A 17364-nucleotide genomic window follows, 5' to 3' on the forward strand; every position below is an offset into this window, starting at 1 on the left:
GCGCCCCGGGTTTTTTTGGGGTTCTTGCCGCCGCGCCCCACGGCGCGCGCGCCGGAGGCCCGCCCCCGCGCCCCCGCCGGCGGGGGGGGCCGGGCAACCGGGACCCGCGGCGGCCCGCCGGGACCGGGAACCGAACCGGCGGTGGTTTCGTGAGTAGGGGAACCGGACCCATGGAGCGGCCGTGAAGGCGGCACACCAGAGCCACAGGGAGGGCGCGTGAGCGGCAGACCCGAACTCAGGGGGCGGGCCGCCCGGCTCGCGCGGCTCCTTCCGGCCGGGGCCGGACAGGCCGCCCGCACCCCCTTCGTCCTTCTGGTGGTCCTTCTCCTCGGCGGCGGCCTCATCGGGCTCCTCGTGCTGAACTCGGCGCTCAGCGAAGGCGCGTTCCGCCTCGACGACCTCCAGAAGGAGACCAAGAGCCTCACCGACGAGGAACAGGCCCTCCAGCGGGACGTGGACGCCTACTCGGCCCCCGACGCCCTCCAGCGCCGCGCCCGTGAACTCGGCATGGTGCCCGGCGGCGACCCGGCCTTCCTCGGCCCCGACGGCACCGTCAAGGGCGTGCCCGGAGCCGCCGGCTCCACCGCGCGGTCCCCGATGGTCCCCCCGCCCGAGGTCCTCGCCCCGGCCCGCACCCCGAGCCGGGCCGCGGCGCGGAGCGCGACGCCGCCCCCCGGCTCACGGCAGTCCTCCGCGAGAGCCTCCAAACAGCCCTCCACGACCCCTGGCAGGTGACGGAAGTGTCCGACAGGGAACCGCCGCGACGCCGCGTGCCCGGCCCCGCCAGGCCGGGCCGCCCGGCGGGGCGGAACCGGCCGGGGCCGGGCGCCCGCCCCGGGCGCCGTCCGGCCGCGAACCGCTCCGACGGCCCGAGTCTCATCCGGCTCGGCAGCCCGCGCCCCCGCCTGCGCATGGTCAGCCTCGCCCTGACGCTGGTGATGATCGCGTTCGTCGTGCGGCTGCTGCAGGTGCAGGCCGTGGACGCGGGCACCTATGCCGCCAAGGCCGAGCAGAACCGGTACGTCGGGCGCACCCTGGCCGCCGAGCGCGGCGGGATCACCGACCGCGACGGCGTCGAACTGGCGACGAGCGTGGACGCGTACGACATCACCGCGGACCCGACGATGTTCACGCGCGAGTCCACCGGGGCGGGGGACGCCCCCGAACAGGCCGCGGCCCTCCTCGGCCCGATCATCGGCCAGGACGTCGACACCGTCGCCAGGAAGCTGCGGACGAGGAACACCCGCTACGTCCTCCTCGCGCACCGCCGCACCCCCCAGGTCTGGCAGCAGATCAAGGACCTCAAGAGCACACTCGGGACCAAGGCCGAGACCGACCGGAACACGGTCAACGTCCTCGCGGGCGTCCTCGCGGTACCGGCCAGCAAGCGCGTGTACCCGAACGGCGACCTCGCCGCCGGGATACTGGGCTGGGTCAACGCCGACGGCAAGGGCGGCGGCGGTGTCGAGCAGCAGTTGAACAAGCAGCTCACCGGCAAGGACGGCAAGATCCGCTACGCGCAGTCCGGGGGCCGTCAGGTGCCGACCGTGGGCTCCACCGAGACACCGGCCGTCGCCGGTTCCGACGTCGAGCTCACCATCGACCGGGACATCCAGTGGGCCGCGCAGGACGCCATCGCCGAGCAGGTGAAGGAGTCCGGGGCGGACCGCGGCTACGTGATAGTGCAGGACACGAAGACCGGCCAGGTCCTCGCCATGGCCAACGCGCCCGGCTTCGACCCCAACGACCTCACCCAGGCCAACGCGGCGGCCATGGGCAACGCGGCCCTCCAGGACGCGTACGAGCCCGGCTCCACCGCCAAGCTGATGTCGATGGCCGCCGTCCTCCAGGAGAACGCGGCGACACCCGGGACCCATGTCGTCGTGCCCAACCGGCTGCACCGCGGCGACCGGCTCTTCCAGGACGACGTCGACCACAAGACCTGGAACCTCACGCTCAACGGCGTGCTCGCCATGTCCAGCAACATCGGCACCATCCTGGCGACCGGCCAGCTCGGCAAGACCCAGAAACAGGCCAACCAGGTCCTCTACTCGTATCTCCGCAAGTTCGGCATCGGCAGCCCCACCGGGCTCGGTTTCCCCGGCGAGACGGCGGGCATCCTCGCGCCCGCCGACAAATGGTCGACCTCGCAGCAGTACACGATCCCTTTCGGCCAGGGCGTGTCGATCAACGCGATGCAGGCCGCTTCCGTCTACTCGACGATCGCCAACGGCGGCGTCCGTGTCGAGCCGACCCTGGTGCGCGGCACGAAGGGGCCCGACGGCCGCTTCACACCCACCGCCGAGCCGAAGAAGACCCGGGTCGTGAGCGAGAAGACGGCGAAGGCACTCGCCCAGATGCTGGAGTCCGTGGTGGACGACAAGCAGGGCACCGGCATCAGGGCGCGCATCCCCGGGTACCGGGTCGCGGGCAAGACCGGTACGGCCAACCGCGTGGATCCGGCCACCGGGAAATACCGCGGCTACACCTCCTCCTTCGCGGGCTTCGCCCCCGCCGACAAGCCCCGCGTCACCGTCTACTGCGCGATCCAGAACGCCACGAAGGGCAGCTACTACGGCGGCCAGATCTGCGGACCCGTCTTCAAGCAGGTGATGGAGTTCGCCCTGAAGACCCTTCAGGTCCCGCCCACCGGCGCCCACGCGGCCCGGCTGCCCGTCGACTACACGCCGTGACCGCCCCCGACCGCACGCTGTGATCAGCGACCCCGCACAACGGACCAGGAACCACTCGTGACAACGATCACTCCGGACCCCGGGAACCAGCACCCCCCGCGCACCCCGTCCGCGCCCTCGCTTCGCTCCGGCGGGGGTGAGCCCGGTACGCTCACCGCCGTGCCACAAGCTGATCAGTCCCAAACCACCCAGAAGGGCGTCCCTGTGACATATCCGGGGCCGCCGCGTCCGGTTCACGTCTCCGCCATCCCCATCGCGGAGCTGGCCGATCAGCTGGGTGCCGAGAAGCCGGAGAGCGACGTCGGGGCCACGGGCATCACCCATGACTCCCGGGCGGTGCGACCCGGCGACGTGTACGCCGCTCTGCCGGGCGCCCGCCTGCACGGCGCCGACTTCGTGACCCAGGCGGCCGGCCTCGGCGCCGTCGCGGTGCTCACCGACCCGACCGGCGCCGACCGTGCCGCGGCCACCGGCCTGCCGGTCCTCGTCGTCGAGGACCCCCGCGGATCGATGGGCGAGCTCGCGGCCACCATCTACGGCCACCCGGGGCGCGATCTCCTCCAGATCGGCATCACGGGCACCTCGGGCAAGACCACGACGGCCTACCTCGTCGAGGGCGGCCTGAAGACCATCCGCTCCACCGGCCTGATCGGCACGGTGGAGACGCGCATCGGCGACGAGCGCATCAAGTCCGAGCGCACCACACCCGAGGCCACCGACCTCCAGGCCCTGTTCGCCGTCATGCGCGAGCGCGGGGTCGACTCGGTCGCGATGGAGGTCTCCAGCCACGCGCTCGTCCTCGGCCGCGTCGACGGCTGCGTCTTCGACGTCGCCGTCTTCAACAACCTCAGCCCGGAACACATGGAGTTCCACACGGGCATGGAGGACTACTTCCAGGCCAAGGCCCAGCTCTTCACGGCCAGGCGCAGCCGGCTCGGCGTCGTGAACCTCGACGACGAGTACGGCCGCAGGCTCGCGGGGGAGGCCACCGTCCCCGTCGTCACCTTCTCCGCCGAGGGCCACCCGGACGCCGACTGGCGCGCCGAGGAGGTCGAAGTCGGCCCGATGGACTCGACGTTCACCGCCCTCGGCCCCAAGGGCGAGCGGATCACCGCCCGCTCGCCGCTCGCCGGCCCCTTCAACGTGGCCAACACGCTCGCCGCGATCGTCGCCCTCACGGCCGCCGGGATCGCCCCGCAGACCGCGGCCGACGGAATCGCCGCCGTCCCCGGAGTCCCGGGCCGGCTGGAGCGCGTGGACGAGGGGCAGCCGTACCTCGCCGTCGTCGACTACGCCCACAAGACGGACGCCGTCGAATCCGTCCTGCGCGCCCTGCGCAAGGTCACCGAGGGCCGGCTGCACGTGGTGCTCGGCTGCGGCGGCGACCGGGACAGGACGAAGCGGATGCCGATGGGCGCGGCCGTGGCCCGGCTCGCCGACACCGCCGTCCTCACCTCCGACAACCCCCGCTCCGAGGACCCCCTCGCGATCCTCGCCACGATGCTCGCGGGTGCCGCCGAGGTGCCGGCCCACGAGCGCGGCGAGGTCCAGGTCTTCGAGGACCGGGCCGCCGCCATCGCCGCGGCCGTCGCGCGCGCAAAGCCCGGGGACACCGTGCTGATCGCCGGCAAGGGCCACGAGCAGGGCCAGGACATCGCCGGGGTGGTGCGTCCCTTCGACGACCGCCAGGTGCTCCGCGAAGCTATCCAGCAGACCCAGGGATGAACTTGTGATCGCCCTCTCTCTCGCCGAGATCGCAGCAGTCGTCGGCGGGCAGACGTACGACATACCGGATCCGGGGCTACAGGTCACCGGACCGGTCGTCAGAGACTCCCGTGAAGTGGAGTCCGGCAGCCTCTTCGTCGCCTTCGTCGGCGAACGCGTGGACGGCCACGACTACGCCGGGGCGGTGATCGAGGCCGGCGCGGCCGCCGTCCTGGCGTCCCGCCCCGTCGGCGTGCCCGCCATCGTCGTCGACGACGTGCAGACGGCCCTCGGCGCCCTCGCCCGCCATGTCGTCGAACGGCTCGGCGCGACCCTCGTGGCCCTCACCGGCTCCGCGGGCAAGACCAGCACCAAGGACCTGATCGCCCAGGTACTGCGGAGCAAGGCGCCGACCGTCTTCACCCCCGGCTCCCTCAACAACGAGATCGGACTGCCCCTCACCGCGCTCAGCGCCACCGAGGAGACGAAGTTCCTCGTGCTGGAGATGGGCGCCCGCGGCATCGGCCACATCCGCTACCTGACGGAACTCACCCCGCCGCGGATCGGTCTCGTCCTCAACGTCGGCACCGCCCACATCGGCGAGTTCGGCGGCCGCGAACAGATCGCGCAAGCAAAGGGCGAGCTCGTCGAGAGCCTCCCCGAGGACGGCGCCGCGATCCTCAACGCGGACGACCCCCTCGTACGCGCCATGGCGTCGCGCACGAAGGCGCGCGTGATCCTCTTCGGAGAGTCCGGCGAAGCGGACGTACGGGCCGAGAACGTCCGGCTCACGGACAGCGGACAGCCTTCCTTCAGCCTTCGCACACCCTCCGGGTGCAGTGATGTGACCATGCGCCTGTACGGTGAGCACCACGTGTCGAACGCGCTCGCCGCGGCCGCCGTCGCCCATGAGCTGGGCATGTCCGCAGACGAGATCGCCCGCGCGCTCTCCGAGGCGGGCTCCCTCTCCCGCTGGCGGATGGAGGTCACCGAGCGTCCGGACGGCGTGACGGTCGTCAACGACGCCTACAACGCGAACCCCGAGTCCATGCGGGCCGCCCTGCGCGCGCTCGCTGCGATGGGCACAGCCCGTCAGGCACAAGGGGGTCGTACGTGGGCGGTGCTCGGTCAGATGGCCGAGCTCGGGGACGAGGCGCTCGCCGAGCACGACGCGGTCGGACGGCTTGCCGTCCGGCTCAATGTCGGCAAGCTCGTCGCGGTCGGGGGCAGGGAAGCGTCCTGGCTGCAACTGGGCGCATATAACGAGGGTTCGTGGGGTGAGGAGTCGGTGCACGTGTCCGACGCACAGGCGGCTGTCGACCTGTTGCGCAGCGAGCTGCGCCCAGGGGACGTCGTGCTCGTGAAGGCGTCCAGGTCCGTCGGGCTGGAACGGGTGGCGCTCGCGCTGCTCGCCGACGGTACCGAGGGTGAGGTTTCCGCCCGATGATGAAGCAGATCCTGTTCGCGGGAGTCCTCGGTCTGTTCCTGACCCTGGCCGGCACCCCGCTGCTGATCAAGCTGCTGGCCCGCAAGGGCTACGGCCAGTACATCCGCGACGACGGCCCGCGCGAGCACGCCAGCAAGCGCGGTACGCCGACCATGGGTGGTATCGCCTTCATCCTGGCGACGATCGCCGCGTACTTCCTGAGCAAGGTCATCACCGGCTACCCGCCCACCTATTCGGGTCTGCTGGTCCTCGGCCTGATGTTCGGCATGGGCATGGTCGGCTTCCTGGACGACTACATCAAGATCGTCAAGCGGCGTTCGCTCGGCCTGCGGGCCAAGGCGAAGATGGCCGGACAGCTCATCGTCGGCATCAGTTTCGCGGTGCTGGCCCTGATGTTCGCCGACAACCGCGGCAACACCCCCGCCTCCACCAAGCTGTCGTTCATCACCGACTTCGGCTGGAAGCTCGGCCCGGTGCTGTTCGTGATCTGGGCGCTGTTCATGATCCTCGCGATGTCGAACGGCGTGAACCTGACCGACGGTCTGGACGGTCTGGCCACCGGCGCCTCCGTCCTCGTCTTCGGCGCCTACACGTTCATCGGGGTCTGGCAGTTCCAGGAGTCGTGCGCCAACGCGACGACCCTGACCAACCCGGGCGCCTGCTACGAGGTGCGCGATCCGCTCGACCTGGCCGTGGTGGCCTCCGCCCTGATGGGTGCCTGCCTGGGCTTCCTGTGGTGGAACACGTCGCCCGCCAAGATCTTCATGGGCGACACGGGTTCGCTCGCCCTCGGCGGTGTCCTCACCGGCCTGGCCATCCTCTCCCGCACCGAGCTGCTGGTGGCCATCATGGGCGGCCTGTTCGTCCTCATCACCATGTCGGTGGTCATCCAGGTCGGCTCGTTCAAGCTGACCGGGAAGCGTGTCTTCCGCATGGCCCCGCTCCAGCACCACTTCGAACTCAAGGGCTGGTCCGAAGTCCTTGTGGTGGTCCGATTCTGGATCATCCAGGGCATCTGCGTGATCGTCGGACTCGGCCTCTTCTACGCAGGATGGGCAGCCAAGAAGTGACCAACTGGCAGGGAAAGCACGTCACCGTCGCCGGCCTCGGCGTCTCGGGCATCCCGGCGGCCAAGGTCCTGCACGGCCTCGGCGCGCTCGTCACCGTCGTCAACGACGGCGACGACGACCGGGCCCGCGCGCAGGCCGCGGACCTCGGGGCACTCGGCGTCACCGTGCGCCTCGGTGACGGCGCGACCCTGCCCGAGGGCACCGAGCTCATCGTGACCGCGCCCGGCTGGCAGCCGGACAAGCCGCTGTTCACCGCGGCCGCCGCGGCGGGCGTCCCGGTCTGGGGCGACGTCGAACTCGCCTGGCGGCTGCGGGAACTGGACGGCAGGAAGCCGGCCCCCTGGCTCGCGGTCACCGGCACCAACGGCAAGACCACGACGGTCCAGATGCTCGCCTCCATCCTGAAGGCGGCCGGCCTGCGCACCGCGGCCGTCGGCAACATCGGCGTCTCGCTCCTCGACGCCGTGCTCGGCGAGGAGGAGTACGACGTCCTCGCGGTCGAACTCTCCAGCTACCAGCTCCACTGGGCGCCCTCGCTGCGCGCCCACTCCGGGACCGTGCTGAACCTCGCGCCCGACCATCTCGACTGGCACGGCTCCATGGAGGCGTACGCCGCCGACAAGGGCCGTATCTACGAGGGCAATCGGGTCGCCTGCGTCTACAACGTGGCCGACAAGGCCACCGAGGACCTGGTGCGCGCCGCGGACGTCGAGGAGGGCTGCCGCGCCGTCGGCTTCACCCTCGGCGCTCCGGGACCCTCCCAACTCGGCGTCGTGGACGGCATCCTGGTCGACCGCGCCTTCGTCGAGAACCGGCAGAAGAACGCCCAGGAGCTGGCGGAGGTCTCCGACGTCACTCCGCCCGCCCCGCACAACGTCGCCAACGCCCTTGCCGCGGCGGCCCTGGCGCGCGCCTTCGGGGTGCCTCCCAAGGCCGTACGGGACGGACTGCGGGCCTTCACCCCGGACGCGCACCGCATCGCGCACGTGGCCGACGTGGACGAGGTCGCCTACGTCGACGACTCCAAGGCCACCAACACGCATGCCGCGGAAGCCTCCTTGGCCGCCTACGAGTCGATCGTGTGGATCGCCGGAGGGCTCGCCAAGGGCGCGACCTTCGACGAGCTCGTCGCCCGGTCGGCGAAGCGGCTGAGGGGCGTCGTCCTGATCGGCGCGGACCGCGCGCTGATCCGCGAAGCCCTGGCGCGACACGCCCCCGAAGTACCGGTCGCCGACCTCGACCGGACCGACACTGGGGCGATGCTCGCGGCTGTCCAGGAGGCCAGGAGGCTCGCCGAGCCCGGGGACACGGTGCTGCTGGCCCCGGCCTGCGCGTCCATGGACATGTTCGCCAACTACAACAAGCGCGGTGACGCGTTCGCGGAGGCGGTCCGCGAACTCGGCGCCTGACCCGGTTGCCTGGCCGGGCGAACCTGGGAGGGACGGACACGTGACATCGCTGTGGACCGAAGACCCCGATGCCGGCTAGCCGCACCGGCCGCCCTCCCGTGCGCCGGGCCGGCCGGCCCGACGCCGCAGGGGCGCTCCGCGACAATCCCGTGCGCCGTCTGTACCTGCGTGCCCAAAAGGCCTGGGACCGGCCGCTGACCGCGTACTACCTGATCCTCGGCGGCAGCCTGCTGATCACCGTGCTGGGGCTCGTGATGGTCTACTCGGCCTCGCAGATCACAGCGCTCCAGCTCTCGCTGCCCGGGTCGTACTTCTTCCGCAAGCAGTTCCTCGCCGCCATGATCGGCGGTGTACTGCTGCTCGCCGCCTCCCGGATGCCGGTGAAACTGCACCGGGCGCTGGCCTACCCGATCCTGGCCGGAGCCGTCTTCATGATGGCCCTGGTGCAGGTGCCCGGGATAGGACTCTCGGTCAACGGCAACCAGAACTGGATCTCCCTCGGCGGCTCGTTCCAGATCCAGCCCAGCGAGTTCGGCAAGCTCGCGCTCGTGCTCTGGGGAGCCGATCTGCTCGCCCGCAAACAGGACAAGCGGCTGCTGACCCAGTGGAAACACATGCTGGTGCCGCTCGTGCCCGCCGCGTTCATGCTGCTCGGCCTGATCATGCTCGGCGGCGACATGGGGACGGCGATCATCCTCACGGCCATCCTGTTCGGACTGCTGTGGCTCGCCGGAGCGCCCACCCGGCTGTTCGTGGGCGTGCTCTCCGTCGCCCTGGCGATCGGCTTCCTCCTCATCAAGACCAGCCCCAACCGCATGTCCAGGCTGGCCTGCATCGGCGCGACCGAGCCGGGGCCGCACGACACCTGCTGGCAGGCCGTGCACGGCATCTATGCTCTCGCCTCCGGCGGGCTCTTCGGCTCAGGGCTCGGCGCCAGCGTGGAGAAATGGGGCCAACTGCCCGAAGCGCACACCGACTTCATCTTCGCCATCACTGGGGAGGAACTGGGCCTCGCGGGGACGCTGTCGGTGCTCGCTCTCTTCGCGGCTCTAGGCTATGCGGGTATCCGCGTGGCCGGACGCACGGAGGACCCCTTCGTGAGGTATGCCGCGGGAGGCGTGACCACCTGGATCACGGCCCAGGCCGTGATCAACATCGGTGCGGTGCTCGGTCTGCTGCCGATCGCCGGTGTCCCGCTCCCGCTGTTCTCCTACGGGGGGTCCGCCCTGCTGCCGACCATGTTCGCCATCGGGCTGCTGATCGCGTTCGCGCGTGACGACCCCGCTGCGCGGGCGGCTCTCGCAATGCGGCAACCCCGCTTTGGCAGAAAGCGGGGTGCGGTGAGAGAGTCCGCAAGGGCCGCGGGGCCCCGGAGATGGAACACGATGAGACGGCGTGCCTCTGCGGCGCGTTCGTCCGGAGAGCGGTGAATTTCGGTGCATGTCGTACTCGCCGGCGGGGGGACCGCCGGCCACATCGAGCCCGCGCTCGCCCTCGCGGACGCCCTGCGCAGGCAGGACCCCAGCGTGGGGATCACGGCCCTGGGCACGGAACGGGGCCTGGAGACCCGCCTCGTACCCGAGCGCGGCTACGAACTGGCGCTGATCCCGGCCGTGCCGCTGCCGCGCAAGCCCACCCCCGAGCTGATCACCGTCCCCGGGCGGCTGCGCGGCACGATCAAGGCCGTCGAGCAGATCCTGGAGCGGACCAAGGCGGACGCGGTCGTCGGCTTCGGCGGCTACGTGGCCCTGCCCGGCTACCTGGCGGCCAAGCGCCTCGGCGTGCCGATCGTCATCCACGAGGCCAACGCCAGGCCCGGACTCGCCAACAAGATCGGATCGCGGTACGCGGCGCAGGTCGCCGTCTCCACGCCCGACAACAAGCTCCGCGGGGCCCGTTACATCGGCATCCCGCTGCGCCGCACCATCGCCACCCTCGACCGGGCCGCCGTACGGCCCGAGGCGCGCGCCGCCTTCGGACTCGACCCGAACCTGCCGACGCTGCTCGTGTCGGGCGGCTCGCAGGGCGCCCGCCGCCTCAACGAGGTGGTCCAGCAGGCGGCTCCGTACCTCCAGCAGGCCGGAATCCAGATCCTGCACGCGGTCGGCCCGAAGAACGAACTGCCGCAGGTGCACCAGATGCCGGGGATGCCCCCGTACATCCCGGTACCGTACGTGGACCGGATGGATCTCGCGTACGCCGCGGCCGACATGATGCTCTGCCGCGCGGGCGCGATGACCGTCGCCGAACTCTCCGCCGTCGGACTGCCCGCCGCCTACGTCCCGCTGCCCATCGGCAACGGCGAACAGCGGCTGAACGCCCAGCCGGTGGTCAAGGCCGGCGGCGGACTGCTGGTCGACGACGCGGAGCTGACCCCGCAGTGGGTGCAGCAGAACGTGCTGCCCGTGCTCGCCGACCCGCACCGGCTGTACGAGATGTCGGTCGCCGCCAGTGAGTTCGGCCGACGCGACGCCGACGACCTGCTCGTCGCCATGGTGTACGAGGCGATCGCCTCGCGCCGGCACTAGGACCGCATGAGGGAAGGCAGGGAGCGTGGCCGGACCGAGTACCGCCGAGCGCGGTGAACGGCAGAAGCTGGAGTCCGGCCCGCCCCGGCCGCCCCTCGTCGGGCGGCTCCGCCGCCTTCGTAGGCTCATCATCCTTTTGCTCGTGGTGGTGTTGGCCGGAGCCGCCGCGGTGTGGATCCTCTACGGTTCCTCCTGGTTGCGCACGGAACGCGTGTCCGTCTCCGGGACGCGGGTGCTGACCCCCGCGCAGGTGCGCGAAGCGGCCGGCGTGCCGGTCGGGTCCCCGCTGGTCTCCGTCGACACGGACGCCATCGAGGCGCGGCTGCTCAGGGAATTGCCCCGGATCGACTCGGTCGAGGTCGTCCGGTCCTGGCCGCACGGAATCGGTCTGAGAGTGACCGAACGGACTCCGGTCCTTATCGTCGGAAAAGGCGCGAAGTTCGTCGAAGTGGACGCCAAGGGCGTCCGGTTCGCCACGGTTTCCGAGGCCCCGAAGGGTGTGCCCGTCCTGGAGTTGGCGGTGTCCAGGGGTGCCGCCGCGGCGCGCCGCTTCCCCGCCGACCGGCTCGTGCGCGAGGCGGTGCGGATCGCCGGGGACATCCCGGACCGGGTCGCCCGTGACACCCGTACCCTCAAGGTCCGTTCCTACGACGCCGTCTCGCTGGAGTTGACGGGCGGCCGGACCGTCGAGTGGGGCAGCGCGGAGAAGGGCCGGGCGAAGGCCAGGACGCTCCTTGCTCTCATGAAAGCCGATTCCGGGGCCCGGCACTTCGACGTAAGTGCCCCCACCGCCCCCGCATCGTCCAGCAGTTGACTCGCATCGATGCAGGCCAGCACCCTGGTTGGGCAGTGCTCGGCCTGATCACATAGGGTGAAAAGAAAAACGGGAGGTTCGGCGTGTTCGTTGAACGCGCGCCACTTGTCGACTTAGTGTCCTGTTCGGAAGAGTCCAAGGAACAGACACACTGGTAACCCTAAACTTCAGCGTTAGGGTTCGGGTCGGCGTTCGGACCGTCCCATTCGGCATCAGTCGTCGGATCGCGAGCGTGCGAGGCGACGACACGTAACTCGAGGCGAGAGGCCTTCGACGTGGCAGCACCGCAGAACTACCTCGCAGTCATCAAAGTCATCGGTGTCGGCGGCGGTGGTGTCAATGCCATCAACCGGATGATCGAGGTCGGTCTCAAGGGTGTCGAGTTCATCGCCATCAACACCGACGCGCAGGCGCTGTTGATGAGCGACGCCGACGTCAAGCTCGACGTCGGCCGGGAACTCACCCGCGGCCTCGGGGCCGGAGCCAACCCGGCCGTCGGCCGCAAGGCCGCCGAGGACCACCGCGAGGAGATCGAGGAGGTCCTCAAGGGGGCCGACATGGTCTTCGTGACGGCGGGAGAGGGCGGCGGCACCGGCACCGGCGGCGCGCCCGTCGTGGCCAGCATCGCCCGCTCGCTGGGCGCCCTCACCATCGGCGTGGTCACCCGTCCGTTCACCTTCGAGGGCCGGCGCCGCGCCAACCAGGCCGAGGACGGCATCGCGGAACTCCGCGAAGAGGTCGACACCCTCATCGTCATCCCGAACGACCGACTGCTGTCCATCTCGGACCGCCAGGTCTCCGTCCTCGACGCCTTCAAGTCGGCGGACCAGGTCCTGCTCTCCGGTGTCCAGGGCATCACGGACCTCATCACCACGCCCGGTCTGATCAACCTCGACTTCGCCGACGTCAAGTCCGTCATGTCCGAGGCCGGTTCGGCGCTCATGGGCATCGGCTCCGCCCGCGGCGACGACCGCGCGGTGGCGGCGGCCGAGATGGCCATCTCCTCGCCGCTGCTGGAAGCCTCCATCGACGGGGCCCGCGGCGTCCTGCTGTCCATCTCCGGCGGCTCCGACCTCGGCCTGTTCGAGATCAACGAAGCGGCCCAGCTCGTCAGCGAGGCGGCGCACCCCGAGGCCAACATCATCTTCGGCGCTGTGATCGACGACGCTCTCGGCGACGAGGTGCGGGTCACCGTCATCGCCGCCGGCTTCGACGGCGGTCAGCCGCCGGCCAAGCGCGAGAACGTCCTCGGCTCGGCCTGGGGCCCGCGCCGCCCCCCCGCCCCCGCCGCGCCCGGCCGATGCCCCCCCCCCCGGGGGTGGCGCGGGCGCGGCCCCCCCGCCGCCCCGCCCCCCCCCACCCCCCCCAACGCCCCCCGCACGCCCCCGCCCCCACCCCCCCCCCCAGTCCCGGCGCGTCCGGCCGAGAGCCGCCCGTCCTTCGGTTCGCTCGGCAGCGTCACGCCCAAGGAGCCGGCGTCGGAGCCCGCGCCGGAGCCGGTCAGCGAGCTGCCGGTGTCCCCGCCGGTCCCGCCGTCCCGCTCCTACTCGGACAGCGCGGCCGAGGAACTGGACGTGCCGGACTTCCTGAAGTGATAGGACAGCGCTCCGCCGCGAGCACCGTGGGCGGCGCCCACTTCGCCTTCACCGACAGGTGGGGCGGGGTGAGCGCCGTTCCGTACGAGGAGCTCAACCTCGGCGGGGCGGTCGGCGACGACCCCGGCGCCGTACGCGCCAACCGGGAACTGGCGGCCAAGGCACTCGGGCTCGACCCGGCCCGGGTCGTCTGGATGAACCAGGTGCACGGGCCCGACGTGGCCGTCGTCGAGGAGCCCTGGGGCGCCTCGGAGATCCCCGCCGTCGACGCGATGATCACGGCGCGGCGGGGGCTGGCGCTCGCCGTCCTCACCGCCGACTGCACGCCCGTCCTGCTGGCCGACCCCGTCGCCGGGGTGGCGGCCGCCGCGCACGCGGGACGGCCCGGCATGGTCGCCGGCGTGGTTCCCGCGGCCGTACGGGCCATGGTGGAACTCGGCGCCGACCCGGCCAGGATCGTCGCCCGCACCGGACCCGCCGTCTGCGGACGGTGCTACGAGGTGCCGGACGCGATGCGCGCCGAGGTCGCCGCCGCGGAACCCGCGGCCTACGCCGAGACCCGGTGGGGGACGCCCGCGGTCGATGTGACCGCCGGGGTGCACGCGCAGCTCGAACGGCTCGGAGTGCGTGACCGGGAGCAGTCGCCGGTGTGCACGATCGAATCGGGGGACCACTTCTCGTACCGACGGGACCGCACGACCGGGCGGCTCGCCGGTTACGTCTGGCTGGACTGATAGGGCATGACGGACCGTAAGGCTCAACTCGCCGCGAATCTGGCGAAAGTGGAAGAGCGCATCACGGCGGCGTGCACGGCCGCCGGGCGCAAGCGCGAAGAAGTGACCCTGATCGTGGTCACCAAGACCTATCCCGCCGCCGATGTGCGGATCCTGTCCGAACTCGGTGTGCGTCACGTGGCCGAGAACCGGGACCAGGACGCTGCGCCCAAGAGCGCGGAGTGCTCGGATCTGCCGCTGTTGTGGCATTTTGTCGGTCAATTGCAGACCAACAAGGTGCGTTCTGTGGTTGGTTACGCGGATTTCGTGCAGTCCATCGACCGTTCCCGGCTCGTCACGGCCCTCTCGAACGAGGCGGTGCGGGCGGAGCGCGAAGTGGGATGCCTCGTCCAGGTCGCGCTGGACGCTCAGGAGAGCGGCCGCGGTGAGCGCGGAGGCGTGGGGGTCGGCGGGGTCGAGGAGTTGGCCGACCTCGTCGCGCAGTCCCCGGGCCTCCGGTTCGACGGGCTGATGACCGTCGCTCCGCTCACCGGCGTCTACGCGGGGCGCCAACAAGAGGCGTTCGGGCGGCTGATGGATTTGTCGACTGCCGTACGCCGGGCCCATCCGGCTGCGAACATGGTCTCGGCAGGGATGAGCTCGGATCTCGAACAGGCCGTGGCGGCCGGAGCGACACATGTACGCGTCGGTACTGCGGTACTCGGAGTCCGACCCGGCCTCCGGTAACGTCGCCAAGAAGTCGGACCACAGCAGAAAATATGGTCATTACCGCCAAATGCGGGCATAACGACCTCGTGGATCGCGGGCACTTGGCAACTCGTCAGCCGATCCACCACAGAGCGGAGGACTCAGAGAATGGCCGGCGCGATGCGCAAGATGGCGGTCTACCTCGGCCTCGTGGAGGACGATGGGTACGACGGCAGAGGATTCGACCCCGACGACGACTTCGAGCCCGAGCTCGACCCGGAGCCCGAGCGTGACCGGAGACGGCATGAACCGCCGCACCAGTCACATCAGGCGCACTCGCCCCAAAGGGACGAACCGGTACGAGTGGTACAGCCCTCGGCGCCCCGCGACCCGGTGCCGCATTCCGCGTCGCTCGCCGCGGAGTCCGGGCGTCCGGCACGCATCGCCCCCGTGGCGTCCATCACACAAGAACGTCAGAGCCTGGAGAAGAACGCCCCGGTGATCATGCCCAAGGTCGTGTCGGAACGAGAGCCGTACCGGATCACCACGCTGCACCCCCGGACGTACAACGAGGCCCGTACCATCGGGGAACACTTCCGTGAGGGCACCCCGGTGATCATGAACCTGACGGAGATGGACGACACTGACGCGAAGCGACTTGTCGACTTCGCCGCCGGTTTGGTGTTCGGTCTCCACGGCAGCATCGAGCGGGTGACGCAGAAGGTGTTCCTGTTGTCGCCTGCTAACGTCGATGTCACGGCGGAGGACAAGGCCCGCATCGCAGAGGGCGGGTTCTTCAACCAGAGCTGAGACGCAGGACCGGAAACACCGCATGGGAAACAGGGGAGAGGGAAGCACGGATCATGAGCGTGGTCGGGCAGGTCTTCTACATCGCGCTGATGTGCTTCCTCATCGTGCTGATTTTCCGGTTGGTCATGGACTACGTCTTCCAGTTCGCCCGCTCATGGCAACCCGGCAAGCCGATGGTGGTCGTTCTGGAGGCCACCTACACTGTCACCGATCCACCGCTCAAGCTTCTGCGGCGGTTCATTCCGCCGTTGCGTCTCGGGGGCGTGGCGCTTGACCTGTCCTTCTTCGTACTGATGATCATCGTCTTCATCTTGATCAGACTTACGCAGAGCGTGATGTGAGCGATGTGAACGATACGGTCTTGCCGAATGCCGACGACTACGTTGAGGTGAAGAGATGCCGTTGACCCCCGAGGACGTGCGGAACAAACAGTTCACGACCGTCCGCCTCCGAGAAGGCTATGACGAGGACGAGGTCGATGCCTTCCTCGACGAGGTCGAAGCCGAACTGACTCGCCTGCTCCGCGAGAACGAGGACCTGCGCGCCAAGCTGGCCGCCGCCACGCGCGCGGCCGCACAGAACCAGCAGCAGCAGGGTATGCGCAAACCGCCGGAGCAGCAGGACCAGCAGGGCCCGCCGCAGGGGATGCGAGGGCCCGGCGCTCCTGTGCCCGCCGGGATATCAGGTCCGCCGCAGGGCATGGGCGGCCCCATGGGTGGTCCGCCTCAGCTCCCGAGCGGTGCTCCCGCGCTGCCCGCCGGCCCCAGCGGCCAGGGCGGCCCGCAGGGTCAGGGTCCGATGGGCCAGGGCCCGATGGGTCAGGGCCCGATGGGTCAGGGTCCCGGCCAGATGCAGCAGATGGGTGGCCCCATGGGCCAGGGCCCGATGGGTCAGGGTCCCGGCCAGATGCAGCAGATGGGTGGCCCCATGGGCCAGGGGCCGATGGGTCAGGGTCCGATGGGTCAGGGCCCGATGGGTCAGGGTCCCGGCCAGATGCAGCAGATGGGCGGCCCCATGGGTGGCCACATGGGCGGTCCGATGGGTGGCCCCATGGGCGGCCCCGGTCAGCAGATGCCGCAGCAGGGTCCCGGTGGCGACAGCGCGGCCCGTGTCCTCTCGCTCGCCCAGCAGACCGCCGACCAGGCGATCGCCGAGGCGCGCTCCGAGGCCAACAAGATCGTCGGTGAGGCCCGTAGCCGCGCCGAGGGTCTGGAGCGGGACGCCCGTGCCAAGGCCGACGCCCTGGAGCGGGACGCGCAGGAGAAGCACCGCGTCGCGATGGGCTCCCTGGAGTCCGCCCGCGCCACGCTGGAGCGCAAGGTCGAGGACCTGCGCGGCTTCGAGCGCGAGTACCGCACGCGTCTGAAGTCCTACCTGGAGTCGCAGCTCCGTCAGCTCGAGACGCAGGCGGACGACTCGCTCGCCCCGCCGCGCACTCCAGCCGCCGCGTCCCTGCCGGCGTCCTCCGCGCCGTCGATGGCTCCCGCGGGTGCCGGTGCGCCGTCCTACGGCGGCAACCCGGGCATGGGCGGAGGCATGGGCGGGGGCATGGGCGGACCGTCGCAGGGCGGACCGTCCTACGGCGGGCAGCAGCAGATGTCGCCCGCGATGACCCAGCCGATGGCTCCGGTGCGGCCCCAGGGCCCGTCGCCGATGCAGCAGGCGCCCTCGCCGATGCGCGGGTTCCTCATCGACGAGGACGACAACTGACGGCGGCTCGCACGCCTTAGGCGTCGGCAGCATTCAGGGCGGGGCCCCCGGAGAGATCCGGGGGGGCCCCCCCTTTGGCGGCCCCGCACAGGGCTGTAGGGGGGGCAGGACGTGGGGGGGCGGGGGCGGCGCCCCCTCAAAGGGCCCGCGGGGCCCCGGCCCG

15 protein-coding genes are annotated in these 17364 nt (G+C 70.8%); all 15 read left to right on the top strand.

Going from position 1 to position 17364, the window contains the following annotated elements; genetic code table 11:
* Positions 1–216 precede the first annotated feature (216 nt).
* The 15 genes from ACFXGX_RS05290 (at position 217) to ACFXGX_RS05360 (ending at position 17201) form a co-directional block, all read left to right on the top strand.
* A complete protein-coding gene (locus ACFXGX_RS05290; RefSeq protein WP_384784841.1) occupies positions 217–735 on the top strand; it encodes a septum formation initiator family protein in 519 nt (172 codons plus the stop codon).
* A gap of 5 nt (positions 736–740) precedes the next feature.
* Entirely contained in the window at positions 741–2693 is a 1953-nt protein-coding gene (locus tag ACFXGX_RS05295) for a peptidoglycan D,D-transpeptidase FtsI family protein (RefSeq protein WP_384784843.1), read from the top strand.
* Between the two features lie 204 nt (positions 2694–2897).
* Positions 2898–4418: a UDP-N-acetylmuramoyl-L-alanyl-D-glutamate--2,6-diaminopimelate ligase gene (locus tag ACFXGX_RS05300; RefSeq protein ID WP_384784845.1), complete on the top strand. Its 1521-nt coding sequence runs from the start codon at positions 2898–2900 to the stop codon at positions 4416–4418.
* A 4-nt stretch (positions 4419–4422) separates the two neighbouring features.
* On the top strand, positions 4423–5844 hold the full coding sequence (gene murF / locus ACFXGX_RS05305) for a UDP-N-acetylmuramoyl-tripeptide--D-alanyl-D-alanine ligase (RefSeq protein ID WP_384784847.1): 1422 nt from the start codon (positions 4423–4425) through the stop codon (positions 5842–5844).
* Positions 5844–6914 (top strand): phospho-N-acetylmuramoyl-pentapeptide-transferase, encoded by a 1071-nt coding sequence (mraY, locus tag ACFXGX_RS05310; RefSeq protein WP_355767781.1) that lies wholly within the window; start codon positions 5844–5846, stop codon positions 6912–6914. The genes murF and mraY overlap by 1 nt, the downstream gene beginning before the upstream one ends.
* Positions 6896–8323, top strand: a complete 1428-nt coding sequence (murD, locus tag ACFXGX_RS05315) for a UDP-N-acetylmuramoyl-L-alanine--D-glutamate ligase (protein WP_384784849.1) — start codon at positions 6896–6898, stop codon at positions 8321–8323. The genes mraY and murD overlap by 19 nt, the downstream gene beginning before the upstream one ends.
* A gap of 68 nt (positions 8324–8391) precedes the next feature.
* Positions 8392–9753 (top strand): putative lipid II flippase FtsW, encoded by a 1362-nt coding sequence (gene ftsW / locus ACFXGX_RS05320; RefSeq protein WP_384784851.1) that lies wholly within the window; start codon positions 8392–8394, stop codon positions 9751–9753.
* Between the two features lie 6 nt (positions 9754–9759).
* Positions 9760–10851, top strand: a complete 1092-nt coding sequence (gene murG, locus ACFXGX_RS05325; protein ID WP_384784853.1) for an undecaprenyldiphospho-muramoylpentapeptide beta-N-acetylglucosaminyltransferase — start codon at positions 9760–9762, stop codon at positions 10849–10851.
* A 25-nt stretch (positions 10852–10876) separates the two neighbouring features.
* Positions 10877–11665, top strand: a complete 789-nt coding sequence (locus ACFXGX_RS05330) for a cell division protein FtsQ/DivIB (RefSeq protein WP_384784855.1) — start codon at positions 10877–10879, stop codon at positions 11663–11665.
* A gap of 275 nt (positions 11666–11940) precedes the next feature.
* Entirely contained in the window at positions 11941–13260 is a 1320-nt protein-coding gene (gene ftsZ / locus ACFXGX_RS05335; protein WP_384784857.1) for a cell division protein FtsZ, read from the top strand.
* The gene (gene pgeF / locus ACFXGX_RS05340; protein WP_384784858.1) at positions 13257–13994 is read left to right on the top strand and encodes a peptidoglycan editing factor PgeF; all 738 of its coding nucleotides are present in this window, start codon (positions 13257–13259) and stop codon (positions 13992–13994) included. Before ftsZ ends, pgeF begins: the two co-directional genes overlap by 4 nt.
* A 6-nt stretch (positions 13995–14000) precedes the next feature.
* The gene (locus tag ACFXGX_RS05345; RefSeq protein WP_384784860.1) at positions 14001–14720 is read left to right on the top strand and encodes a YggS family pyridoxal phosphate-dependent enzyme; all 720 of its coding nucleotides are present in this window, start codon (positions 14001–14003) and stop codon (positions 14718–14720) included.
* Positions 14721–14849: 129 nt separating this feature from the next.
* Positions 14850–15491 (top strand): cell division protein SepF, encoded by a 642-nt coding sequence (locus ACFXGX_RS05350; RefSeq protein ID WP_384784862.1) that lies wholly within the window; start codon positions 14850–14852, stop codon positions 15489–15491.
* A gap of 53 nt (positions 15492–15544) precedes the next feature.
* Positions 15545–15832, top strand: coding sequence for a YggT family protein (locus tag ACFXGX_RS05355; protein WP_355767733.1), 288 nt, complete (start codon positions 15545–15547; stop codon positions 15830–15832).
* A gap of 55 nt (positions 15833–15887) precedes the next feature.
* Positions 15888–17201 carry a DivIVA domain-containing protein gene (locus ACFXGX_RS05360; RefSeq protein WP_384784865.1) on the top strand — a complete coding sequence of 438 codons (1314 nt, stop codon included), beginning with the start codon at positions 15888–15890 and terminating at the stop codon, positions 17199–17201.
* The last annotated feature ends 163 nt before the right edge of the window (positions 17202–17364 follow it).

It is taken from the genome of Streptomyces sp. NPDC059371 (assembly GCF_042751995.1).
Classification (GTDB): Bacteria; Actinomycetota; Actinomycetes; order Streptomycetales; family Streptomycetaceae; genus Streptomyces.

What these genes read in the sequence shown, in the direction of transcription:
- mraY (WP_355767781.1), top strand. Translation starts at nt 5,844, where the DNA reads ATGAAGCAGATCCTGTTCGCGGGAGTCCTCGGTCTGTTCCTGACCCTG.
- murD (WP_384784849.1), top strand. Translation starts at nt 6,896, where the DNA reads ATGGGCAGCCAAGAAGTGACCAACTGGCAGGGAAAGCACGTCACCGTC.
- ftsW (WP_384784851.1), top strand. Translation starts at nt 8,392, where the DNA reads ATGCCGGCTAGCCGCACCGGCCGCCCTCCCGTGCGCCGGGCCGGCCGG.
- ACFXGX_RS05345 (WP_384784860.1), top strand. Translation starts at nt 14,001, where the DNA reads ATGACGGACCGTAAGGCTCAACTCGCCGCGAATCTGGCGAAAGTGGAA.
- ACFXGX_RS05350 (WP_384784862.1), top strand. Translation starts at nt 14,850, where the DNA reads ATGGCCGGCGCGATGCGCAAGATGGCGGTCTACCTCGGCCTCGTGGAG.
- ACFXGX_RS05355 (WP_355767733.1), top strand. Translation starts at nt 15,545, where the DNA reads ATGAGCGTGGTCGGGCAGGTCTTCTACATCGCGCTGATGTGCTTCCTC.
- ACFXGX_RS05360 (WP_384784865.1), top strand. Translation starts at nt 15,888, where the DNA reads ATGCCGTTGACCCCCGAGGACGTGCGGAACAAACAGTTCACGACCGTC.